General features: G+C 70.8%; 21 protein-coding genes and 1 riboswitch. Of the genes, 15 read left to right on the plus strand and 6 right to left on the minus strand.

Annotated elements, in window-relative coordinates; genetic code table 11:
* Both ACGFU7_RS38130 and ACGFU7_RS38135 read left to right on the plus strand, forming a co-directional pair.
* Nucleotides 1–1,619 (plus strand): peptidase C14 (locus ACGFU7_RS38130; protein WP_393702298.1); only part of this gene is annotated, 1,619 nt, incomplete at its 5' end.
* Complete coding sequence (locus ACGFU7_RS38135) at nucleotides 1,616–2,548, plus strand: GNAT family N-acetyltransferase (RefSeq protein WP_393702299.1); 933 nt, start codon at nucleotides 1,616–1,618, stop codon at nucleotides 2,546–2,548. The genes ACGFU7_RS38130 and ACGFU7_RS38135, both read left to right, overlap by 4 nt.
* Nucleotides 2,549–2,566: 18 nt before the next feature.
* Here the strand turns inward: ACGFU7_RS38135 and ACGFU7_RS38140 are convergent, their stop codons facing one another.
* On the minus strand, nucleotides 2,567–3,301 hold the full coding sequence (locus ACGFU7_RS38140; RefSeq protein ID WP_393702301.1) for a DUF5995 family protein: 735 nt from the start codon (nucleotides 3,299–3,301) through the stop codon (nucleotides 2,567–2,569).
* A gap of 130 nt (nucleotides 3,302–3,431) precedes the next feature.
* Nucleotides 3,432–4,823 (minus strand): uracil-xanthine permease family protein, encoded by a 1,392-nt coding sequence (locus ACGFU7_RS38145; RefSeq protein ID WP_393702302.1) that lies wholly within the window; start codon nucleotides 4,821–4,823, stop codon nucleotides 3,432–3,434.
* 249 nt (nucleotides 4,824–5,072) lie between these two features.
* Between ACGFU7_RS38145 and ACGFU7_RS38150 the strand changes: the two genes are divergently transcribed.
* Nucleotides 5,073–6,368, plus strand: coding sequence for an alginate lyase family protein (locus tag ACGFU7_RS38150; RefSeq protein WP_393702304.1), 1,296 nt, complete (start codon nucleotides 5,073–5,075; stop codon nucleotides 6,366–6,368).
* 31 nt (nucleotides 6,369–6,399) lie between these two features.
* Here ACGFU7_RS38150 and ACGFU7_RS38155 read toward each other — a convergent pair whose 3' ends face one another.
* Complete coding sequence (locus tag ACGFU7_RS38155; protein ID WP_393702306.1) at nucleotides 6,400–7,632, minus strand: MFS transporter; 1,233 nt, start codon at nucleotides 7,630–7,632, stop codon at nucleotides 6,400–6,402.
* Nucleotides 7,633–7,777: 145 nt separating this feature from the next.
* Between ACGFU7_RS38155 and ACGFU7_RS38160 the strand changes: the two genes are divergently transcribed.
* Nucleotides 7,778–8,968 (plus strand): ROK family protein, encoded by a 1,191-nt coding sequence (locus ACGFU7_RS38160; protein ID WP_393702308.1) that lies wholly within the window; start codon nucleotides 7,778–7,780, stop codon nucleotides 8,966–8,968.
* Here ACGFU7_RS38160 and ACGFU7_RS38165 read toward each other — a convergent pair.
* Nucleotides 8,952–9,698, minus strand: a complete 747-nt coding sequence (locus ACGFU7_RS38165) for an SDR family oxidoreductase (protein ID WP_393702310.1) — start codon at nucleotides 9,696–9,698, stop codon at nucleotides 8,952–8,954. The genes ACGFU7_RS38160 and ACGFU7_RS38165 overlap by 17 nt on opposite strands.
* A gap of 150 nt (nucleotides 9,699–9,848) precedes the next feature.
* Nucleotides 9,849–9,979: riboswitch (FMN riboswitch) on the plus strand.
* 154 nt (nucleotides 9,980–10,133) lie between these two features.
* On the opposite strand from ACGFU7_RS38165, the gene ribD reads away from it, so the two are divergent.
* The 10 genes from ribD (at nucleotide 10,134) to ACGFU7_RS38215 (ending at nucleotide 18,683) form a co-directional block, all read left to right on the plus strand.
* Nucleotides 10,134–11,234 carry a bifunctional diaminohydroxyphosphoribosylaminopyrimidine deaminase/5-amino-6-(5-phosphoribosylamino)uracil reductase RibD gene (ribD, locus tag ACGFU7_RS38170; protein WP_393702312.1) on the plus strand — a complete coding sequence of 367 codons (1,101 nt, stop codon included), beginning with the start codon at nucleotides 10,134–10,136 and terminating at the stop codon, nucleotides 11,232–11,234.
* The gene (locus ACGFU7_RS38175; RefSeq protein ID WP_393702314.1) at nucleotides 11,235–11,852 is read left to right on the plus strand and encodes a riboflavin synthase; all 618 of its coding nucleotides are present in this window, start codon (nucleotides 11,235–11,237) and stop codon (nucleotides 11,850–11,852) included.
* Nucleotides 11,849–12,493, plus strand: coding sequence for a nicotinamide riboside transporter PnuC (locus tag ACGFU7_RS38180; RefSeq protein ID WP_393702316.1), 645 nt, complete (start codon nucleotides 11,849–11,851; stop codon nucleotides 12,491–12,493). The genes ACGFU7_RS38175 and ACGFU7_RS38180 overlap by 4 nt, the downstream gene beginning before the upstream one ends.
* Nucleotides 12,490–13,788, plus strand: a complete 1,299-nt coding sequence (locus ACGFU7_RS38185) for a bifunctional 3,4-dihydroxy-2-butanone-4-phosphate synthase/GTP cyclohydrolase II (protein WP_393702318.1) — start codon at nucleotides 12,490–12,492, stop codon at nucleotides 13,786–13,788. The genes ACGFU7_RS38180 and ACGFU7_RS38185 overlap by 4 nt, the downstream gene beginning before the upstream one ends.
* Nucleotides 13,789–13,817: 29 nt before the next feature.
* Entirely contained in the window at nucleotides 13,818–14,303 is a 486-nt protein-coding gene (gene ribH / locus ACGFU7_RS38190; RefSeq protein WP_393702320.1) for a 6,7-dimethyl-8-ribityllumazine synthase, read from the plus strand.
* Between the two features lie 35 nt (nucleotides 14,304–14,338).
* Nucleotides 14,339–14,611, plus strand: a complete 273-nt coding sequence (locus ACGFU7_RS38195; protein WP_018524273.1) for a phosphoribosyl-ATP diphosphatase — start codon at nucleotides 14,339–14,341, stop codon at nucleotides 14,609–14,611.
* Between the two features lie 73 nt (nucleotides 14,612–14,684).
* On the plus strand, nucleotides 14,685–15,533 hold the full coding sequence (hisG, locus tag ACGFU7_RS38200) for an ATP phosphoribosyltransferase (RefSeq protein ID WP_093894540.1): 849 nt from the start codon (nucleotides 14,685–14,687) through the stop codon (nucleotides 15,531–15,533).
* Between the two features lie 35 nt (nucleotides 15,534–15,568).
* The gene (locus tag ACGFU7_RS38205; RefSeq protein WP_393702322.1) at nucleotides 15,569–16,033 is read left to right on the plus strand and encodes a PH domain-containing protein; all 465 of its coding nucleotides are present in this window, start codon (nucleotides 15,569–15,571) and stop codon (nucleotides 16,031–16,033) included.
* Between the two features lie 185 nt (nucleotides 16,034–16,218).
* Complete coding sequence (locus tag ACGFU7_RS38210; RefSeq protein WP_393702324.1) at nucleotides 16,219–17,589, plus strand: hemolysin family protein; 1,371 nt, start codon at nucleotides 16,219–16,221, stop codon at nucleotides 17,587–17,589.
* The gene (locus ACGFU7_RS38215; protein ID WP_393702326.1) at nucleotides 17,586–18,683 is read left to right on the plus strand and encodes a hemolysin family protein; all 1,098 of its coding nucleotides are present in this window, start codon (nucleotides 17,586–17,588) and stop codon (nucleotides 18,681–18,683) included. Before ACGFU7_RS38210 ends, ACGFU7_RS38215 begins: the two co-directional genes overlap by 4 nt.
* Nucleotides 18,684–18,767: 84 nt before the next feature.
* Here the strand turns inward: ACGFU7_RS38215 and ACGFU7_RS38220 are convergent, their stop codons facing one another.
* Together ACGFU7_RS38220 and ACGFU7_RS38225 are read right to left on the minus strand one after the other, a co-directional pair.
* Nucleotides 18,768–20,678 carry an AAA family ATPase gene (locus tag ACGFU7_RS38220; protein ID WP_393702328.1) on the minus strand — a complete coding sequence of 637 codons (1,911 nt, stop codon included), beginning with the start codon at nucleotides 20,676–20,678 and terminating at the stop codon, nucleotides 18,768–18,770.
* 360 nt (nucleotides 20,679–21,038) lie between these two features.
* Nucleotides 21,039–21,668: a uridine kinase gene (locus tag ACGFU7_RS38225; RefSeq protein ID WP_393702330.1), complete on the minus strand. Its 630-nt coding sequence runs from the start codon at nucleotides 21,666–21,668 to the stop codon at nucleotides 21,039–21,041.
* 175 nt (nucleotides 21,669–21,843) lie between these two features.
* Here ACGFU7_RS38225 and ACGFU7_RS38230 point away from each other — a divergent pair, with 175 nt between their 5' ends.
* Entirely contained in the window at nucleotides 21,844–23,214 is a 1,371-nt protein-coding gene (locus ACGFU7_RS38230; RefSeq protein ID WP_393702332.1) for a peptidase C39 family protein, read from the plus strand.
* Nucleotide 23,215: the final 1 nt, after the last annotated feature.

Here is a 23,215-nt window from a genome sequence, read left to right on the forward strand (position 1 = left end):
TGCGCACCGAAGGCATCGAGAAGAACACCCACGACAACCCCTTCGGCGCCGTCCTCTCCTTCCGCGGCACCGTCACCGACACCACCGTCGAACACGCGCTCACCGGCAAGGTCATCGAGCTCACCGACGCCTTCCCGGTTCCCGATGCCAAGGCGTTCGAGGTCGGCCAGTGGTGGGCCGTGCAGGTCGACCCGGTCGCGGGCGGCGGCGGTGACGAACGCGAGCTGCAGAAGCTGGTCGAGATCACCGAGATCATCGACGCGGACCACATCCGGATCGGCTACCTCAACGGCTGGGAACTCGCCGCGGGCCGCAACCTCACCTGGACCCGCATCGAGCCGGTCCACAACACCCACATCCGCAACCTCGTCTTCGAGGGTGCGGGGCCCGACGAGTACACCGGCTCCCACCCCGTCAGTTTCGAGTACGCCGTCGGCTGCGACGTCTCCGGAATCCACGCCACCGGCTCCTTCTGGCCGGTCATCATGCGCCGCTGGTGCACCCGGTTCCGTACCGAGGAGTGCTCCCTGAAGAACCCGCCCACCGTCGAGTACGGCGGCGCGGGCTATCTCACCCAGCAGATCTACTGCCTGTACGGACGGGTCGCGGACTGCACGACCAGCAACGTCCGTCATCTCAACGACCTCACCGCCTCCGCCTACTGCACCGTCGTGAACTGCCACGGCGACGGCGACGACGCGGGCGGCAACCCCTTCACGACACACGGGCAGTACGAGCACGATCTGCTCTTCGACGGCAATTCCGGACTGATGGACATAGCCAACTCCGGTGCGCAGTGGGGGATTTCCGCGAAGCGGATCACCGTACGCAGACATGTCTGCTCCTGGTTCACCGCCAATACCAAGATCACCGACCTGACGCTCGAAGACATCACGGTGATCGCGCGCCCCACCTTCGACCAGGCCGGCACCCTCACCGTCAACGCCGACGGGGCCCAGGTGCGCGGCTGCACCGCCAAGACCTTCGCCGTCGCCCAGCGCTCCGCCCGCTCCACCCGGCCGACCACCATCAGCGACTGCTCCTTCGAGCCGCCCGCGGGCGCCGTCCTCGTCCAGACCCCGGTCACCGCGCCCGTCCACTTCGTACGCTGCACCTTCAAGGGCGTCGACGGCGCGATCCTGCGCGGTGCGGGGCCCGTCCACTTCACCGACTGCACCGTCACCGGCGCCGAGAACGCGGCCCCGCTCTCGGTCGGATCGGCGGATCTGCGGATCGACGGCGGCACGTACGACAACACCGGCATCGAACTCAGCGCCGTGCGCGACCAGCGGATCACCGTCACCGGCGGCACCCGCCTCACCGGCAGCAACAAGGCCGAGGCGCTGCTCGGGCGAGCGGCCGGCCCCGGGAAGGTGACCTGGGACATCACCGCGCTCAGCAGCGCCGCCCTGGGACCGGACACCGCCCATGTGCGCATCGCCGACGGCACGAACCACTACGCGGCGACCGGCAGCCGCTTCACGGGCGGCACGCTCCACCTCGCCCCGGACGCCCTGGACTCGGTCCTGCACACCGCGTGCGTGGAGGACGGTACGAAGCGCAGCGCGATGCCCGCGAACGGCGACTCGGTGCGCACGGACGGGAACCTGACCCTGTGACCGCTGTCATCAGGACCGCTACCGCGGCCGACGATCCGGCCCTGGCCGCCCTGTGGCAACGGTGCTTCGACGCCCCGCACATCGTCGGCCTCCACGACCTCGACCCGGACCGCCACCGCCATACGTTCGTCGCGCAGAACGGTCAGGGGGGCGGGATCGACGCGGTCGTCGTCTACGTACCGAGGCTGATCCGCGACGCGCACGGCACCCCGCGGCGGGTCGGCGGCATCGGCAGCGTCGCCACCCGTCCCGAGGCCAGGGGCCAGGGGCTGGTGCGGCGGCTGCTGGTGGAGGCGGAACGCACCATGGTGGCCGAACAGTGCGCCTGGTCGCTGCTGTTCACCGGGACGCCGGGGGTATACCGGGGCTCGGGATGGCAGGAATTCGGCAGCACGTACACCGAGGGGACACTCGCGTCCACCGCTGCCCCAGGGGTGTTCCGGGTCCGCGAGGCCGCCGCGGAGGATGCCGTGGAGGTGGCCGCCCTGCACCATGCGTACAACGCGAACAGGCCGCTCAGCTCGCTGCGGGCTCCTCAGGACTGGGCGGTGCGCGTGCCTGCCTGGTACGGGCCCCTCGACCGGTCGTTCGTGGCCCAGGACCCCGGATCGGGGGCGCTCGTCGGCTGGATCGTGGCCCAGTACGAGGGGGAGTGCGTGGAGGTACGCGAATTCGCGGGCGCGCCCGAGTGCCTGGGCGACCTGTTCGCCGCCGTCGGTGAACGGGGCCGTGGCGCGGGACCGGTCCGGGCCCGGGTCCGGCTCCCCGACAGCTCCGAGGTCCGGGCAGCACTGCCGGCCCTGCTGGCGGACGCCCGGTCGGTGGAGGAGCACGTGGGCATGGCGCGCCCGCTGCACGCCACCGCCGAATCCGTCCGGGCCACGGTCACGGCGCCCGGCGCGGTGCACTGGTACGGCGACTGCTTCTGAGGGGCGGGCGGGGCGCCGTCAGCGACAGGGAGTGAGCAGACAGCGCCCCACCAGACCCGCCCCCGCGTCCAGCCGCTGCCGGAACTCCTCGGCGAGCAGCGGGACATCACGCAACCGCCACAGCACCAGGGCCGCCGACCAGGCCGCCTCGCGGGCCCGTTCCAGACTCCAAGAGCCGAGCAGATGGGTGAGCGGGTCCGCGAGTTCCAGCAGATCGGGGCCGGGCATCAGGCCCTCGCGGATCTGCTCCTCCAGCGTCACGAGGAGATCGCCCACCCGGTCGAATTCCTCTTCGAGGTCGGGTGGGGTGCAGCCGAGCGTGTGGCAGGTGTCCACGACGGCGAGCGGCAGATCGTGGCCGATGTGCGCGTTGATGCCGGCCAAAGCGAACTGCAGCGGCCGTACACCGGGATGGCGCCGGTACTGGAACAGCGGACGCCAGCTGTCGGGCGTCCGGTGCCCCGCCGTGGCGGCGTCGACCGCCGACAGATAGCGCTCCGCGAACCGCACATCCAGCGCGGCAGCGGCCCGCCGGTCGCAGAACGTACCGTCGTGGATCTGCCGGCCGATGGTCTCGGTGACCGTCAGATAGACCTGGTTGAAGACCTCCACCCCGTCCTCGACCCCGTCCACCGGCGGCCAGGCGGAGTGGAACGCACGCATCCGCTCGATCACGGATGTGATGTCGGGGGCCGCAGTGGCGACCGGTCCGGCCCCCACTGCGGACTTCTGCAACTGCTCGAACTGCGCCATGGGGGCAGCGTCCCAGCCATGAGCGCTCCACGGCGCCGACGGGCCGAGGGTTCATCGGAACGGGGGAACGGCTGCGGCACGCACCGCGCCGTTCCCGGCGTGCGAGCAGCCGGAGGCCCCCGCTCGGGTACTACGCCTTGTCCGGCGGCGTCTGATCGTCGTACGCAGACGTCCCCGAGTCCAGCAGAGGCTCCTGAGTCTTGAGGTGCGCCGGGGCGAAGGCCCGCAGTACGTGATAGCCGGTGATCACCACGATCGTGCCCAGGGCGATGCCGCTCAGCTCGAAGTTGTCGGTGATCTTGAGGCTGACTCCGCCGACGCCGATGATGATGCCCGCCGCGGCCGGCACGAGGTTCAGCGGGTTGCGCAGATCGACCTTGCCGTGCAGCCAGATCTGGGCGCCGAGGAGGCCGATCATGCCGTACAGGATGACGGTGATGCCGCCGAGCACGCCGCCGGGAATGGCCGCGACGACCGCACCGAACTTGGGGCAGAGGCCGAAAAGCAGCGCGAAGCAGGCGGCGGCCCAGTACGCGGCGGTGGAGTAGACGCGGGTCGCGGCCATGACACCGATGTTCTCCGAGTACGTGGTGTTCGGCGGGCCGCCCACCGCGGTCGACAGCATCGACGCGGCGCCGTCGGCAGCGATCGCGGTGCCCAGCTTGTCGTCCAGCGAGGCGCCGGTCATCTCGCCGACGGCCTTCACATGTCCGGCGTTCTCTGCGATCAGCGCGATGACCACCGGCAGGGCGACCAGGATCGCCGACCACTCGAAGCTCGGCGCGTGGAAGGACGGGAGTCCGATCCAGTCGGCCTTGGAGACACCCGACAGATCGAGCCGCCAGTGGTCGACGGCCTCGGCGCCGCCCGCCGGGGAGTGGATCTTGCCGAAGATCCGGTCGAGGACCCAGGACAGCACGTACCCGAAGACCAGGCCCAGGAAGATCGCGATGCGCGAGAAGAATCCGGGCAGGCACACTACGGCCAGTCCGGTGAACAGCATCACCAGCAGTGCCGTCCACTGGTCCTGCGGCCAGTACGTCGACGCGGTCACCGGAGCCAGGTTGAAGCCGATCAGCATGACGACGGCGCCGGTGACCACCGGCGGCATCGCCGCATGGATGATCCGCGCGCCGAAGCGCTGCACCGCGAGGCCGGCGAGGAAGAGCACCACACCGACGGCGAAGACCGCACCGGTGACCACGGCGCTGCTGCCGCCGCTCGCCCGGATCGTCGCGGCGACCCCGACGAACGAGAGCGAACAGCCGAGGTAGCTGGGCACCTGGCCGCGGGTGGCCAGCAGGAAGATGGCCGTCGCGACACCCGACATCATGATCGCCAGGTTCGGGTCCAGGCCCATGAGTACCGGAGCGACGAACGACGCGCCGAACATCGCGACCACATGCTGGGCGCCGAGCCCGAACGTACGGGGCCAGGAGAGCCGTTCGTCCGGCCGGACCACGGCCCCCGGTGCGGGGGTCTTCCCGTCGCCGTGCAAGGTCCAGCGCACGCCGAGGCCCATGGTCGCTCCCTGTGTGTAGGTGCGGAGTCCAGTGCCTCGCCCGGCACGGCGCAAACCGCAGAAAAGATCAGCGCCATGGTAATGCCGGACCGCGCCGCGCTCGTGGCCGGGCTGTGGGCCGCAAGCGTCCCACCACGGATCCCATGCATGAATCGTGCGCGAAGCATTGTCACTCCGACCAGGCAGCCCTACGCTCGCACGGTCTTGGTCATGAACATGGTTCACGTACATGATTGATGGGAGTGCTCGATGAATGGAAGACCCCGTCGGCGCCTGGGCGCCCTCCTCACCGCCGCGGTCGCCCTGACCGCGGTGCTGGTCCCGGCCGCTTCCTCGGCGGCCGCCACCGCGCACGGCCACCGCCCGCCGCCCCGCGCGCCGAGGACCGTGGTCATCGACGGACACCGCATCCAGCAGACGAAGCTCCGGCTCGACCACGGCGACCCGGCCCTTCGCACCGCCGTACGGGCGCTGACCGCCGAGGCGGACGGCTGGCTCGGCCAGGGCCCCTGGACGGTCGTCGACAAGCCGAAGCCCGCGCCGAGCGGAGACCCGCACGACTACCTCAGCCAGGCGCCGTACTGGTGGCCCTCCCAGCCGAGAACGGCGGAGAACCCCTGGGGTTGCCCGTACGTCCAGCGCGACGGCGAACGCAACCCCGAGGTCGACACCGGCACCGACCGCCCCGACATCGGCAAGGTCTTCAACTCCGTCACCACCCTCAGCCTCGCCTGGTACTACACGGGCCGGAAGCAGTACGCCGAGCACGCCTCCGACATCCTGCGCACCTGGTTCCTGGACCCCGCGACGCGGATGAACCCCAACCTGAACCACGGGCAGTTCATCCCCTGCAAGTACGACGGCCGGGCCATCGGCATCATCGACTTCTCCCAGCAGTACACGTCCGTTCTGGACGCCGTCGCCCTGCTCGACACCGGCGCACCCGGCTGGTCGAAGGGCGACCGGACCGCCATGCGGGCCTGGAACACCTCGTTCCTCGACTGGCTGGTGAACTCCGACTTCGGCAAGCAGGAAACAGCCGCTCAGAACAACCACGGCACCTTCCAGGACATGCAGATCGCCGGTCTCGCCCTGGCCACCGGGGACAGGGCACTCGCCCGCAAGGTCGTCCTGGACGCCCGTGCGCTGCGGATCGACCAGCAGATAGCCGGTGACGGCACCCAGCCGCAGGAGTTGGCACGCACCCGCAGCTGGCACTACTCGACCTTCGACCTGGTCGCCTACACCCGGCTCGCCGCCATCGGGAAGCAGGTCGGCGTGGACCTCTGGGCGTACGAAGGACCGCAGGGGCAGAGCCTGTTCAAGGCGGTCGACTATCTGCTGCCCGCCGCCACCGGTGCCGCCCCCTGGCCCCACCCGGAGCTGGAGTTCTACCGGTACGCGGCCAGTGACGTCGTGCACGCGGCCGCCGACGCCGGTGACGCCAAGGCCGAGGCGGCCGTCGGGCAGCTTCAGACGCCGCCCGGCGGCGACCTGTGGGCACTGCGCCCCGCCGCGGAACAGCTCGACTCGATCGCAGGCTGAACCGTCCGCCGCGCCCCGCGGAGCCGACGGCTCAGGGGCGCGGCTCGGCCGCTGCCGTGCTCGAAGCGGCGGCGGCCGATGACGACACGGCCCTGCGGTCGCCCGCACGCAGCACCCCGGCCCCCAGCACCAGGCCGAACGCCAGCACCGTGACCAGACTGAACGACACGACCAGCGACGTCGCCTCGGCCAGCGAGCCGATCGCGGACGGGGCGATGAGCCCGGAGGTGTACGTGATGGTGGCGACGCCCGCGATCGCCTGACTCGGGTTCGGGCCACTGCGTCCGGCCGCCGCGAAGGCGAGCGGGACGACCACGGCGACACCGAGGCCCAGGAGCCCGAAACCGCACATCGCCCATACCGCGTTCGGTGATGCGACCACGAGCAGTCCGCCGCCCGTCGCGAGGACGCCGCCGACCCGTACGGTCCTGACCGCCCCGAAGCGGTCGACGACCTTGTCGCCGACGATCCGGGCGACCGCCATCGTGAGCGCGAACGCCGTCGTGGACGCCGCGGCGAGCCCGGCGGAAGTGTCCATGATGTCCCGGAGATAGACCGCCGACCAGTCCAGGCTGGCCCCCTCCGCGAACACCGCGCAGAAGCCCACCGCACCGATGATCAGCGCCGACTTCGGCGGCAGCGCGAAGCGCGGCGGCGGCTCCTCGTCCGGCTCGCTGCGCAGATCGAGTACGCCCCGGCAGGCGATCAGGCCGAGCGCGGTGAGGACGAGGGCGGCGATGGAGTGGTGCAGCCGGGCGTCGGCGCCCAGATGCGCGGCCACCGTGCCCGCCGCCGAACCGACCAGGGCGCCCACGCTCCACATCCCGTGCAGCCCGGACATGATCGACTTGTCGAGGCGGTTCTCCACCTCGACACCGAGGGCGTTCATCGCCACGTCCGACATGCCGGCCGATGCCCCGTACACGAAGAGCGCGGCGCACAGCGTCAGCAGGTTGGGTGCCAGCGCGGGCAGGATCAGCGCCAGCGTCCACAGGGCGAGCAGTCCGCGCAGCGCGGTCCTGGCGCCGAAGCGATGGCTGATCGCACCGGCCAGCGGCATCGCGAGCGAGGCGCCGATCGCCGGGAAGGCCAGGGCGAGACCGAGCTGCCCGGCGCTGACCCCGGCGTGGTCCTGGATCCAGGGCACCCGGGTGGCGAAGCTGCCGGTCACCGCGCCGTGCACGGTGAAGACAGCGGCGACGGCGAACCTGGCCCGCCTCACCTGCTCCATGCCGAAGACCGTCTCTGTGGAATCCGTTGTCATACCGCCGTGCCCTCCCCTGGGAATCCTCTGTCACCGGCGACCCCGGCGCCCGTCTCCACGGTGCGGGCGTAAACTATCAGGAACCCTGCCTGATAAATAGTCCACCCCTTAATCCTGTGCGGCAGTGATCTGGAAGGATCCCGGCATGCCCGCATCACCGAGCACCGCTCGGGCCATCAACGACCGGCTCGCCCTGCGACTGCTCCAGCAGGACGGCCCGTTGACGGCCACGCAGTTGAAGACTCTGACCGGTCTCTCCCGTCCCACCGTCGCCGACCTCGTCGAACGGTTGCAGGGGGCCGGCCTGATCCGGGTGGTCGGTGAGGCCGGCGCCGAGCGCCGCGGCCCCAACGCCCGGCTGTACGGGATCGCCGCCGACCGCGCCCACCTCGCCGCGCTCGACGTACGCACCGGCAGCGTCGCCGTGGTCGTCGCCGATCTTCTCGGCGTCACGCTCGCCGAGGCCACCCTGCCCATCGGCAGCGACACCGACACCGAGGCCGCCGCCGAACAGGCCGCCGCACTGCTGGAACGCACCGCGCGCGAGGCGGGCGCCGCTCCGCTGCACAGCGTCGGCATCGGCGCACCCGGTCTGATCGACCCGGTCACCGGCGAGCTGCGCGACACCACCGGGCTGCCCGCCTGGCACCGGCGACTGGTACGGGTGCTTCAGCAGCGGCTGCCCGCCACCGTGCTGGTCGAGAACGAGACCAATCTCGCCGCCGTCGCCGAACACCGCATCGGTGCGGCCCGCGACCGTGACACCTTCGTACTCTTCTGGCTCGGCCACGGCGTCGGCGCCGCCGTCATGCTGGACGGGAAGCTCCGCCGCGGGGCCTCCGGAGGTGCGGGCGAGATCGGCTTCCTGCCGGTGCCCGGCACGACCGGCACCCCGTCGGCCGTCAACTGCGACGGCGGTTTCCACTCGCTGGTGGGCTCCGCCCCGGTCTGCGAACTGGCCGCCGCCCACGGCATTGTCGTGCCCCCGGGAGCGGTCGAAGGGGGCAAGGAGCCGGGTGCCGCATTCGCCGTACGGGCCGCGCTGGCGGGGGAGGGGGAGAGCGAGGCATTCCTGGGAGTCCTCGCCGAACGTCTCGCACTCGGCGCCGCCGCCATTGCCTCGGTCCTCGACCCGGGCTGTGTGCTGCTCGCGGGCGAGGTCGGCCACGCGGGCGGTGACGCGCTCGCGGCACGGGTCGAGGAGCGGCTGGCCATGATGTCCCCGCTGCGCACCGAGGTCAGGGCCGGCCGGCTGGGCGGCGCCGCGGTGCTTCGCGGCGCGCTGCTCGCCGCCCGGGAGGCGGCTCAGGACGAGCTGTTCACTCCGGCCGGCTGAACCGCTCGGCGAGAAATTCCTCGAACGTCGCCTTCCCCACGGCCCGTTCGGGGCTCAGATGGTCTCCGCGCCGGTATCCGGCGTACGCCTTGCCCGCCAGCCGTACGGGCATGAGGGGCCGCTTCCGTCCGGTCGCCCCGAGACAGGCGCGGGCCAGTTCGGGGAGTGCCCTGATCTCGGGGCCGCCCATGTCCGGCACCCGGCCCGCCGGTGCCAAGGCGGCCAACTCGGCCAGCCGGTCCGTGACTTCACCGGAGTCGACCGGCTGCATCCGCACCCCGGCGGGCAGCGGCATCACCGGCAGCCGGGCCGCTCCGGCCACGATGCGCAGGACCAGATCGTGGAACTGGGTGGTCCGCAGGATCGTCCAGCCGGTCCCCGACTCCTCGATCATCCGCTCGACCCGGTGCTTGATCCGGTAGTAGCCGAGAGGCAGGCGGTCCACGCCGACGATCGAGTTATGGACGAGATGGGGGACGCCCGCCCGTTTCGCGGCCTCGATCAGATGTCCGGCCGCCGTGTCGTCGCCACCGCGCGGGGTGGAGGCGCAGTGCGCGATCGTGTCCACGCCCTCGACCGCCACGTCCAGCCCCCTGCCGTCGCGCAGATCGACCGCGTACGGCTGGGAGCGGCGGCTCAGCACGCGTACGTCGTGCCCGTCGGCGTGCAGCCGGTCCGTCACCTGTCGACCGAGTGTTCCGGTACCGCAGGTCACCGGAATCGTCGGCATTCGCCCACCCTGTCAGAGCGCGGTCGAGCCCGGCACCGACCGGGGACTCTCCCGTTGCGGACCCCGCTCCGTGCCCCCTGTGAGCCACCCCACAGCTGCTCACCCGTATGGCCCATGAGCGGGCGTGGCACACTGATCGTGTACCAGTAGCAGCGCACTCCGGGGTCGGTGCAATTCCGAACCGGCGGTTATAGTCCGCGACCCGTCCGCATCCAGCGGCCGGTTGACCAGGTGAGATTCCTGGACCGACGGTTAAAGTCCGGATGGGAGGCAGTGCGCGGCGGGCCGTTTCACGGGTACGCCGCCGTCGGCGGATGGTTTCGGGCAACCGATCCATCCGTGTATTCGGCATTCGGCGTCCCCTGTCGCGTTCCCGTTTCATCTGTCGTCATCGACAGGCCCCGGAGTCCGTGCCCGAAGAGGCAGGAGGACCCGGTGGACACCGCAGCCGACATCACCGCCATGCGCCGAGCGATCACGCTCGCAGCGCGCGGTCTCGGCTCCACCAGCCCCAACCCGGTCGTCGGCTGCGTCGTCCTCGACGCCGCAGGGCAGCAGGTCGGTGAAGGCTTCCACCAGCGCGCCGGCGGGCCGCACGCCGAGATCCACGCCCTGCGCGCCGCAGGCGACAGGGCCCGGGGCGGCACCGCCTACGTCACCCTCGAACCCTGTAACCACACCGGCCGCACCGGCCCCTGCGCCCAGGCGCTCATCGAGGCCGGTGTCACCCGCGTCGTCTACGCGGTCGGCGACCCGAACCCACAGGCCACCGGCGGTGCGGACACCCTGCGCGCGGCCGGGGTCAAAGCCGAACAGGGGCTCCTCGCGGACGAGGCCGAGGCGGGCAACGCGGCCTGGCTGACCTCCGTGCGCCTCGGGCGCCCGTACGTCCTGTGGAAGTACGCCGCGACCCTCGACGGCCGGATCGCGGCCGCCGACGCCACCAGCCGCTGGATCACCTCTCCCGAGTCCCGCGCCGACGTCCACCGGCTGCGCGCCGGGGCCGATGCCGTCGTCGTCGGCTCCGGCACCGCCCGTACCGACGACCCGCAGCTCGGTGTGCGGGGCATCGAAGGCGCCTCACAGCCCCTGCGGGTGGTCGTCGACACCGGCGCCACCGCCGTACGCCCCGGCGCCCGCGTCCTCGACGACACCGCGCCGACGCTGATCGCCGTCGCCGAGGACGCCGACGCCCGCCATCTCCCCGAAGGGAACGTCCTGCGACTGCCGCGCGCCGCCACCGGTCCCGGCCTGGACATCCCCGCCCTGCTCGCCGCGCTCCACGGGCGCGGCGTCCGCTCCGTACTCCTCGAAGGCGGCCCGACCCTGGCCGGGGCCTTCGTCGCGGCGGGAACGGTCGACAAGGTCGTCGGCTATCTCGCCCCCGTGCTCCTCGGCGCCGGCCCCGTGGCCCTCGCCGACGCCGGAATCTCCACCATCGCCCAGGCGTTGCGCCTCGATGTGACCGAGACCGTCCGTATCGGCCCCGATCTGCGCATCACCGCCGTCCCCGGCCCTGCCCGGAAGGGAAACTGAGTGTTCACCGGAATTGTCGAAGAACTGGGTGAAGTCACCGCCGTCGAGAAGCTCGGCGACGCCTCCCGCTTCCGCCTGCGCGGTCCCGTCGTCACCGAAGGCGCCAAGCACGGTGACTCCATCGCCGTCAACGGCGTCTGCCTCACCGTCGTCGACTTCGGCGAGCACGAGTTCACCGCCGATGTGATGGCCGAGACCCTGAACCGGTCCAGCCTCGGCGCCCTGGAGACCGGCTCCCGGGTCAACCTGGAACGCCCCATGGCGGTCGGCGGCAGGCTCGGCGGCCACATCGTCCAGGGCCATGTCGACGGCACCGGCCGCATCGTCGAGCGCAAGATCTCCGAGAACTGGGAGATCGTGAAGATCTCCCTCCCCGCGGACCTGACCCGTTACGTGGTGGAGAAGGGGTCGATCACCGTCGACGGCGTCAGCCTGACCGTCGTGGACGCCGGACCCGACTACTTCACCATCAGCCTCATCCCCACCACCCTCGCCCTGACCACGCTCGGCATCAAGGAGCCCGGCGACCCGGTCAACCTTGAGGTGGACGTCATCGCGAAGTACGTCGAGCGGCTGCTCGGCAACACCGCGCAGGAGCCCGAGGAGCCGGCGAAGTGACCACGCTGAACTGGCTGAACTCGGAGGCGTTCACCGTCTTCGGGCAGCGCATCATCTGGTCCGACATGATCGGCAACACGGTCGGTCTGATCGCGCTGACCCTGGGCTGGCTCCGCTCGATCTGGACCTGGCCCGCCCAGCTCCTGTCCGGCGTCGTCCTGGTCGCCGCCAATGTCTCCGTGCACCAGGCGGGCAGCGTCGGCAAGCAGCTCGTGGTCATCGCCGTGGCCGTCTGGGGCTGGCAGCAGTGGACCCGGGGCAGGCAGCAGGCCCAGGACGGCTCCATCGCCGTACGGTTCGCCACCTGGCGCGAGCGCGGCTTTCTGCTGGGCGGCGCCGCACTCGGCACCCTCGCGGTCGGCGGCCTGTTCACCGCGTTCCCCTCGCTCTCCTGGAGCCCGTGGGCGGACGCGTACATATTCGCCGGCACGCTCGTCGCGATGCTCGCCCAGGCCCGCGGCATGGTCGAGTTCTGGTTCGCCTGGCTCCTCGTCGACCTGGTCGGCGTACCGCTGAACTTCCACAGCGGTCTCGCCTTCTCCGGTCTCATCTACGTCGTGTACGGCGCCCTCGTCCTGTGGGGCATGCGCGACTGGTGGCTGCGTTCGCGGACACCCGCTCTGGAAGGAGCCACGGCATGACTGCCCAGCCCACCTGGTTGCACCGGGAACACGAAAGCGCCGTCGAGGACCTCACCCTCGACTCCGTCGAGCAGGCGATCCGCGACATCGCCGCCGGACGGCCCGTCGTGGTCGTCGACGACGAGGACCGGGAGAACGAGGGCGACCTCGTCATCGCGGCCGAGAAGGCCACCCCTGAGATCGTCGCGTTCATGATGAGCGAGTGCCGCGGCCTGATCTGCGCGCCCATGGAGAACGACGAGCTGGAACGGCTCGAACTGCCGCAGATGGTCGACCACAACACCGAGTCGATGCGCACGGCGTTCACCGTCTCCGTCGACGCGTCGGCGGCGCACGGCGTGACCACCGGCATCTCCGCCGCAGACCGGGCCACCACGCTCCGGCTGCTGGCGGGCGGCGAGGCCGGCCCCGGCGACTTCGTACGGCCCGGCCACATCTTCCCGCTCCGCGCCCGCTCCGGCGGTGTGCTGGTCCGCAACGGCCACACCGAGGCCGCCGTCGACCTCGCCCGGCTCGCCGGACTGCGGCCCGCCGGAGCGATCGTCGAGATCGCCGGTGAGGACGGCGCGATGCTGCGGCTGCCCCAGCTGGTCCCGTTCGCCCGCAAGCACGGCCTCACGATCATCTCCATCGAGGACCTGATCGCCTACCGCCGTTCCTCGGAGCCGACCGTCCGCCGCGAGGCCGAGGTGAGGCTGCCGACGAGCTTCGGCGCGTTCACCGCGTACGGCTACCGCTCCACGACCGACGGGGTCGAGCATGTCGCGCTCGTCCACGGCGACATCGGGGACGGCGACGACGTCCTGGTCCGGATCCACTCCGAATGCCTGACCGGTGACATCTTCCAGTCCCAGCGCTGCGACTGCGGGCCCCAGCTGCACGCCTCCATGCGCCGGATCACCGAGGAGGGCCGCGGCGTCGTCGTCTATCTGCGCGGCCACGAGGGCCGGGGCATCGGCCTGCTGTCCAAGCTGCGCGCCTACGAACTCCAGGAGCGCGGCATCGACACCCTCGACGCCAACCTGGAGCTCGGCCTGCCCGCCGACGCCCGGGACTACGCGGCGGGCGCCCAGATCCTCAAGGACCTCGGCGTCCACAGCCTGCGGCTGATGACCAACAACCCCGACAAGACGGCCGCGGTCCTGCGGAACGGCCTGGCCGTCACCGGCCGCGAGCCGATGCCCGTCCAGGCCGGCGAACACAATCTGCGCTACCTGCGCACCAAGCGCGACCGCATGGGGCACGACCTGCCCTGGCTCGACGCCGCCACGGCGTCGACCTGCGGCAACCAGTAACGAACACGGAAACGAGCGGTAGGAGAGACATGAGCGGCAAGGGTGCACCCGAAATGTCCGTACGTAACTGCGGTGACCTGCGTGTGGCGGTCGTCGCCGCCCAGTGGCACGAGAAGGTCATGGACGGACTCGTCGACGGCGCGCTGCGTGCCCTGCACGAGCTGGGCATCGACGAGCCGACCCTGCTCCGGGTGCCCGGCAGCTTCGAGCTCCCGGTGGTCGCCAAGGTCCTCGCCGGCCGCGGTTACGACGCGATCGTCGCTCTCGGCGTGATCATCCGCGGCGGCACCCCGCACTTCGAGTACGTGTCCCACGGCGTCACCAACGGCCTGACCCAGGTCGCCGTCGACACCGGAGTCCCGGTCGGCTTCGGCGTACTCACCTGCGACACCGAGGAGCAGGCCCTCGACCGGGCCGGACTGGAAGGGTCCAACGAGGACAAGGGGCACGAAGCCGTCACCGCGGCCGTCGCCACCGCCGCCACGCTGCGCACGGTCAGCGAGCCCTGGCGCTGAGTGGAGCAGGCGGACCCCTTAGTCTAAGGACCATCATGGCGAACAAAACCTTCGAAGAGCTCTTCGCCGAGCTGCAGCTCAAGGCCGCCAACGGCGACCCCTCCACCTCCCGCACCGCCGAGCTGGTGGACAAGGGTGTCCATGCCATCGGCAAGAAGGTCGTCGAGGAGGCCGCCGAAGTCTGGATGGCCGCCGAGCACGAGAGCAAGGACGCCGCCGCCGAGGAGATCTCCCAGCTGCTGTACCACGTCCAGGTGATGATGGTCGCCCGCGGGATCTCCCTCGATGACGTCTACGCCCACCTCTGAGCACGACCTCCGCACCACATCGCACTCCGTACAACCGCACAAGACTCCCTCCTCGCAAAGGAAACCTGACCTCATGCTGCGCATCGCCGTCCCCAACAAGGGTTCACTCTCCGGGCCTGCGATGGCGATGCTCCATGAGGCCGGCTACCAGCAGCGCAAGGAGTCCAAGGAGCTCGTCCTCGTCGACCCCGAGAACGAGGTCGAGTTCTTCTACCTGCGGCCGCGCGACATCGCGATCTACGTCAGCTCCGGCCGCCTCGACATCGGCATCACCGGCCGCGATCTGCTGCTGGACTCCGGCGCCGACTCCGAGGAGATCCTCCAGCTCGGCTTCGCCCGCTCCACCTTCCGCTACGCCACCAAGCCCGGCACGGCGCAGGGCCCGCAGGACTTCGACGGCAAGACGATCGCCACCTCCTACGAGGGCATCGTCGCCAAGCACCTCGCCGACGTCGGCGTCAACGCCTCCGTCGTCCACCTCGACGGCGCGGTCGAGACCGCCATCGAACTCGGTGTCGCCCAGGTCATCGCCGACGTCGTGGAGACCGGCACCAGCCTGCGCAACGCCGGACTCGAAGTCATCGGCGAGCCGATCATGAAGTCGGAAGCCGTCGTCATCCGCCGCACCGGCGCACCGGACGACGACCCCAAGGTGCAGCAGTTCCTCCGCCGCCTCCAGGGCGTCCTGGTCGCCCGCAGCTACGTGATGATGGACTACGACTGCCGTGTCGAGCACCTGGAGCGCGCGGTCGCCCTCACCCCGGGCCTGGAGTCGCCGACCATCTCCCCGCTGCACCACGAGGGCTGGGTCGCCGTCCGTTCCATGGTCGCCGCCCGGGAGGCCCAGCGGATCATGGACGATCTGTACGACCTCGGCGCCCGCGCCATCCTCACCACCGCCATCCACGCCTGCCGCCTCTGACGGCCGGGCGACCACCCGGAAGACAGAAGAACATCATGTCCGCCCCCGCGCCCCGGTCCGAACTCCCCACACTCCCGGTCACGTTCCGGCCGACCCGAACCCGGGTGGTCCTGCTGACCGTGGGGGCGGCGATGTTCGTCGTCATCACCGTCATCGCCCTGACCCTGGAGCAGCTGAGCGCGGGGGAGCGGTCCAGCTTCATCTTCACCGCGCTGCTGTTCTTCGGCGTGCTCGCGCTGCTCAGCCGCCCGAAGATCGTCGCGAACGAGGACGGGGTGACCGTGGTCAATCTCACCCGGACGCGCCGGCTGTCCTGGGCGGAGATTCTCCGTGTCAACCTGCGCGTCGGCGACCCCTGGGTCTTTCTCGACCTGAGCGACGGGACCAGCATGCCCGCCCTCGGTATCCAGCCGGGAATCGGCAAGCAGCAGGCCATCCGCGACGCCCGTACGCTCCGAGCCCTCGCCGAGAACCACGGCACCGGCAAGGACAACGGCTGAGCCCCCTGCCCCGTACGGCCTCTTCTTGATTACTCTGGAGGAAGGCGGCGCCCTGTGCGCCCCGCCCCGCACCAGAGGGTCCATGAGACCGGCGGGGCTTTCCTGCGACCCAAGGAGTGACTCCTTCCAGCAATGGACGGATCGTCCGGTAGTACCTGCGCCGCCCCTTCCCAGGAGGCGGCGGCATGACCACCCCCCTGCTGCTTCTGAGCGCGGCATTCCTTCTCATCCTCGCCAACGGATTCTTCGTGGCAGCCGAGTTCGGCCTCGTCACGGTGGAGCGGCCGGACGCCGAGCGCGCCGCCGCCGAGGGCGACCGGCGGGCCCGCACCGTCGTCGAAGCCCTACGTGAACTCTCCTTCCAGCTCTCCGGCACCCAGCTCGGCATCACCATCACCTCACTGGTCGTCGGCATGCTCGCCGAACCGGCACTCGCCCAGCTGCTGGACGGCCCCCTCACCGCGACCGGTCTGCCCGACGGCGCCGTGCCCGGCATCAGCGTGGTGATCGGGATGATGGTGGCCTCCGCCGTTCAGATGGTGATCGGCGAACTCGTGCCCAAGAACTGGGCCGTCTCCCGGCCGCTCCAGGTCGCCCGGTTCGTGGCCGGCCCCCAGCACCGTTTCTCCGCCGCCCTCCGGCCGGTGATCAGCCTGCTGAACACCGTCGCCAACCGGCTGGTACGCCTGCTGGGCGTCGAACCCACCGACGAGCTGGCCTCCGCCCGCACCCCCGGGGAACTGGTGTCCCTGGCCCGGCACTCGGCCGAGGCCGGCACCCTCGAACAGGACACCGCGGATCTCTTCGTACGGACCCTGTCGCTCGCCGGACTCACCGCCCAGCACGTCATGACCCCACGGGTGAAGGTCAGCGCCCTGCAGTCCTCGGCGACCGCGGAGGACGTCCTCAACCTCACCCGCGCCACCGGCCTGTCCCGTTTCCCCGTCTACCGGGAGCGCATCGACGAGGTCGTCGGCATGATCCACCTCAAGGACGCGCTCGCCGTGCCCGCCCAGGACCGGCTGCGCACCCCGGCGGGCCGGATCGCCGTACCGCCGCTGCTGGTGCCGGAGACGCTGCCCGTCGAGCAGCTGCTCCAGCGGCTGCGCAACGAGCAGCCGATCGCCGTCGTCGTCGACGAGTACGGCGGCACCGCCGGAGTCGTCACCCTTGAGGACATCATCGAGGAACTCGTCGGCGAGGTCAGGGACGAGCACGACGCCGAAGGCGCCGACCGGCCCGAACTGGCCCCCGCCGCTCCGGAGGACGGCCGCCCGGCCTGGGACGCCGAAGGCAGCTGCCGGGTCCTGACCCTGCGCCGGATAGGGCTCGACGTACCCGACGGACCGTACGAGACCGTGGCCGGACTCGTCGCCGATCTGCTGGGCCGCATCCCCGCCCCCGGCGACCGGGCCGAACTGCCCGGCTGGCGGATCTCCGTCCGCCAGGTCGGCCACTACCGCGCCGAGAAGGTCCGCTTCGTACGCACGGCCGAGGCGACCGATCCCGTCACCGCGACCCCGCTGACCCAGGACGCCCTGGAGGCCGTGCGATGAGCCTGGTCCAGCTGCTTTTCGCCGCGCTCCTCGTGCTGGCGAACGGCTTCTTCGTCGGTGCCGAGTTCGCCCTCGTCTCCGTACGGCGCAGCCAGGTCGAACCCCTCGCGGCAGCCGGGTCGGGCCGGGCCCGCCAGGTGCTGTACGGCCTGGAGAACCTGCCGCAGATGATGGCCGCCGCCCAGTTCGGCATCACCGTCTGCTCGCTGACCCTCGGCGCCGTCGCCGAACCGACCGTCGCCCATCTGCTGGAGCCGGTCTTCCACGCGGTCCACCTGCCCGAGGGCCTCATCCATCCGCTCGGCTATGTGCTGGCGCTCGTCTTCGTGGTCTTCCTCCATCTCGTCATCGGCGAAATGGTCCCGAAGAACCTCGCGATGGCGGCCCCGGAGAAGACTTCGCTGTGGCTCAGCCCCGGCCTCGTCGGCTTCGCCCGCATCTGCCGCCCGGTCACCTCCGCACTGGGCGCCTGTGCCCGGCTGGTGCTCCGGCTCTTCGGCGTCGAACCGAAGGACGAGGTGGAGGCCGTCTTCACCAGCGAGCAGCTCAACCGGCTCGTCGAGGACTCCGGCCAGGCCGGACTGCTGGAGCCGGAGGCGCAGGAGCGGCTTGAGGACGCACTGGAGCTGGGCAGCAGACCCGTCACCGATGTGCTGCTCAGCCGGGCTTCCCTGGTGACGGTGGATCCCTCCGTCACCCCGCACCGGATCGAGGAGCTGACCGTACGGACCGGCTACTCACGCTTTCCCGTGTGCGCGGAGGGCGGTGGCCCGTTCATGGGCTATCTGCACGTCAAGGACGTCCTCGACCTGGAGGACGGCGAGCGGGCCGTCCCCCAGCACGTGTGGCGCCCGATGGCCACCGTACGGGCCGAGCTGCCCCTGGACGACGCCCTGACCGTGATGCGCCGCGCGGCGACGCATCTGGCGCAGGTCGCCGACGCATCGGGCCGGGTCCTCGGCCTGGTCGCCATGGAGGACGTCCTGGAGATGCTGGTCGGTGAGGTACGCGACCCGGCCCACCGTGTCGCGGTGCCACGCCGCACGACGGAAACGACGACCGGCACCGGCGAACTCACCGCGCTGGTCCATTAGGATCCCGACCGCCGGACGGGGCTGATACCGGCCCCGTCCTGCGCTTGAGGACAACGGCTGCCGGGCGACCCCGGTAGCCCACCCTCACAAAGGCGGCGGCTCCTGCGGCCCCCGGTCCACCGGCCCCCGGCCGGACAGCACCTCGCCGTACGCCTGCATCAGATCCGGCAGCCGCAGCGTGGCCAGATCGTCCCGGCTCGGCACGGCCGCATAGCCGGAGAGCCGCAGATCACGGTAGGCGCAGCTCTTCTCGTACAGGGTGCGCAAGAACCGCCCGTTGCCCAGCTCGTCGATCCAGCCCTGGTCGACGACATGGCCGCTGATGGAGCGCAGCTCCTCCAGGGACTCCTCGTCCCACGCATCGCCGTTCTCCGCGGCCAGCACCTCACCGATCGAGGTGAGTTCCAGCGGCCGGTAGCTCGGGAAGTCCACCCGGGTGGTGAAGCGCGAGGAGAGCCCCGGATTGGTGGCCAGCAGCCGGTCCATGCCTTCCGGATAGCCTGCAAGGATGACGACGAGATGGTCCCGGTTGTCCTCAGCGCGCTTGAGGAGGACCTGCAGGGCCTCGTCGCCGTACGCATCACCCTTGCTGTAGCCGGTGTTGGAGAGGCTGTACGCCTCGTCGACGAACAGCACCCCGCCGAGCGCCGAGTCGATCAGCTCATTGGCCTTGACGGCGGTCTGGCCGAGGAACTCGCCCACCAGATCCGCCCGTTGGGCCTCGACAAGATGGTCGCCGCCGAGCAGACCGAGCGCGTAGAAGACCCGGCCGAGGATGCGGGCCACCGTGGTCTTGCCGGTGCCGGAGGGGCCCGAGAAGACGAAATGGCGCTTCGGCGGCTGCACGGGAAGCCCCTGGCCGGCCCGCAGCCGCGCCATGTTCAGCTGCGCGGACAACGCCTTGACCTGGCGTTTGACGGGCTCCAGGCCGACCATCCGCTCCAGCTCCGTCAGCGCCTCGGCAAGCAGCACCGGATCGCTGGGCCCGGCCGGGAAAGGGGCGGTCGGCTGGCCGGGCACCGCGGTCTTGCGCCACGCCCCGTCGGACGGCGGCGGCACCCCGATGCCCACGAGCCCCGGTGTCTCGCTGCCCGGCCGCAGCTCCCGGCCGTCCACCAGATCGGTGCCGAGCAGAGAATCCCCGTCCGGCTGCGCCTCCGCCACGGCGTCCGTGCCGAACCCGGCCAGGGACACGGCGGTGAGACCGGCGGCCTCGTCGGTGCCTTCGAGACCGTCGTAGTCCGCGATCGCGGCGAGCCGTGCCGAGGTGTCCATGAACGCCGGGTCGATCCGGTGCACCGCCCGGTAGAGCGGCAGGGCGGCCGCGCTGCGGCCGGTGCCCTCGTGTGCCCGGGCCAGCCAGTAGCGCAGCTCCTTGCGCTGCGGCTGTTCGCTGCGGCAGCGCATCAGCGCGGCGGAGAGCAGCGGCTCGGCCTGCCCGTACATCTCCAGCCGCACCCGCGCCATCCCGCCGAACAGCCCCGCCTCGATACCGAGCATCGGATCGTCGATCAGCTGCTCGGTGTTGCGCACGAGCTGCTCCCAGTCCTTGACCAGATAGGAGCGGCAGGCGTGCAGGAAGCGCACCTGCGGGTCCGCGTCCACCGGCGGCAGGCCAGCCAGTGCGCGGTCCAGCTCGGGGACATGGCGCCCGTCCAGCCAGTGCGAGGCGTGCGCGAGGAGCAGATCGCGCGGGCTCTCCAGCACCGGTTGCACCCACCAGCCCAGCCAGTACCAGGAGTTGAGCGTGCGCCGATGGCGGGTGCGCTGTTCGCCGAAGCGCTCGCGATGGCGGTACATGCGCAGCAGCGCCGTCGTGGTGTCGACCCTCAGCGCATGGAGGCCGAGCCATCCGTCCGCCATGCCGGGATCGATCCGTACCGCAGCCCTGAACTCCTCTTCGGCCTGTGGGTAGGCGCCCATGGTGTAGGCGTCCACGCCGCGCAGCCAGGCGAGGTCGGCCGGGGCCTGTGCGCCCTGCGTGCCGATGTCCATCTGGTCCCCCACAAACCGTGCCCCCAGGATGTCCCGCCGCACGACCTGCCCGCCGAGGCGCGCTGAATCACTGTGCCACGGACGGGAATTGACCGCACCGAGAGGCATCGTACCTGCGCAGGGAGTGTGCGACTAAGAGCGCCGCAGGCGGAAGGGAGACCGTGACCGAGGGTGAGCGGAATCCGCCGAACAGGCGTGGGAAAGAGAGTGCGAAGGCAGAACGAAGCCCCCGATCACGGGGGAACAACCGGGGGCTTCGTGTCTGCGAGGGCTCCGAAAAGCCGCACATTGAGAACGTAAGACCTGTACCGCCCTCGGGTCAAGCAGAGTTGAGGTACTTCCAGGCCGATTTCTCACCACTCAATGCGGCGGCACAACGCGATCACGTTCGGTGACGGAATGGTTCATTCCTGCTGACGCGTCAGGCCCCTCCAGCCACTCGTACCCCACAGGCAACTGTCGTACCAGAGCATCCGCGTGGGAGCGCGAGGGATCGGCCGAGAAATGCTCCGCCTCGGCCGCCGTCCACCCGTCCCAGAAGGCCGAAAGAGCCGGTCCGTCCCGACGGCGGCCCCGCTCCCAGGACTCCGCGGCAGCGAGATCCATCCACAACAGCCGTGCCAGATGGGGCCGCAGCGCCCGGCGGCCGGCCCCGACCCCCTCGATCAGGACGACCGGTGCGGGCTCCAGGCTGCGCGGCGCCGCGAACGTCCGCGCGGTCCAGTCGTACGGCGCATAGCGCGCGCACTCACCGCGCGACAGCGGCCCGATCACCTGCTCCCACAGCCGGTCCACCCAGGTGAAGAAGGACTCATGGGTGGCCAGATCGTCCAGATGCAGTACGGGGGCGTCGTCGAGCACGGCCGCGAGACGGGACGCGAAGGTGCTCTTCCCCGATCCCGCGTGGCCGTCGATGGCGATCAGCCGCACCGGTCCGCAGGACGGCGCCAGGGTGCGCAGCCGCGCGGCGAGGAGCGAGAGGTCGTTCATGCGCCCCAGCCTACGAGCCGATTCGAAGCAATCGCAGGTCACGCCAGTGGACCAGACCAATATTGGTTTATCGATGAGGGCTGAACCGCTGGCCGAATCCTGCCGCGACCCGCAATAGTTGGCGCACTGTCGTGCACCTGCAGCCCCATTCCGCTTACGACCGGGGGTCTCGCCCATGAACAGACCGACCTCGCGCAGAACCGTGCTGACCGCCGCGCTCGCGGCAGCGGCCACCGCCGGCACGGTGTCGTCCGCCGGCTCCGCAGCCGCCGCCGTTCCCGCCGCCGCCCCGCGCTCCGCCTCCTCGGCAGCCGCTTCCCTCGTGGACAACCGTTCCTGGCACACGTACTTCGACTGGCTCAGCGGCCGCGGCGCCGGGACGCGCGTCGCGGTGGGCCGCAGGCCCGCTCTGGTGATCGGCCACGCCGAGGGACGCACCGACTACACCGATCCGTACACCGGCAAGACCGCCACCTGGGAGTACGCGACCTGGACCTCGTCGGTCCACCGGTCCGCCGTCCCGGCGACCGAGGTGATCGCCTCCTGGAACGCGGACGCCCCGGCGGGCACCTGGATCCAGATAGAGCTCCAGGGCCGCTACTCGGACGCCACCTCGACACCCTGGTACGTGATGGGCCGCTGGGCCGCGGGCGACGGAGACATCCGCCGGACGTCCCTCGACGACCAGTCCGACGGCAAGAGCTCCATCTGGACCGACACTTTCTCGGTGGACGACGCGGCGAGCGGGCTGCGGCTGGTCTCCTACCGGCTACGGCTCACCCTGTACCGCACTCCGGGCACCCGGCTCACGCCCACCATCTGGCGGCTCGGCGCGATGGCGTCCGACATCCCGGACCGCTTCACCGTGCCCGCCAGCACCCCCGGTCTCGCCCGGGAACTGCCGGTGCCGCGCTACTCGCAGAATGTGCACGCGGGCCAGTACCCGGAGTACGACAACGGCGGCGAGGCCTGGTGCAGCCCCACCTCCTCGCAGATGATCATCGAGTACTGGGGGCGCAGGCCCACCGCCGAGCAGCTCGCCTGGGTCAAGCCGGGCCTCGCCGACCCGCAGGTCTGCCACGCCGCCCGGTTCACGTACGACTACCAGTACGAGGGCTGCGGCAACTGGCCGTTCAACGCCGCGTACGCCGCGACGTACGACGACATGAGCGCGGTGGTGACCCGGCTGAGCTCACTCACGGACCTGGAGACGCTGATCCGGGCGGGCATCCCGGCCATAACGTCGCAGTCCTTCCTCAAGGAGGAGCTGACCGGTGCCGGGTACGGGACCTCCGGCCACCTGATGACCGTGATCGGGTTCACCGAGGACGGCGACGTGATCGCGAACGACCCGGCCTCGCCGAGCAACGAGGCCGTGCGCCGGGTCTACAAGCGCCAGGAGTGGGAGACGATCTGGCTCCGCACCAAGCGCCACAACGCGAGCGGCAATGTGGTTTCCGGCACAGGCGGCGTCTGCTACCTGTACTTCCCGGCGCACCCGACGCCCGCCCAGAAGCGGGCTCTGGCGGCTGTCGGCGTCCGCTGAC

The sequence above is a fragment of the Streptomyces sp. NPDC048473 genome (genome assembly GCF_043200155.1).
Classification (GTDB): domain Bacteria; phylum Actinomycetota; class Actinomycetes; order Streptomycetales; family Streptomycetaceae; genus Streptomyces.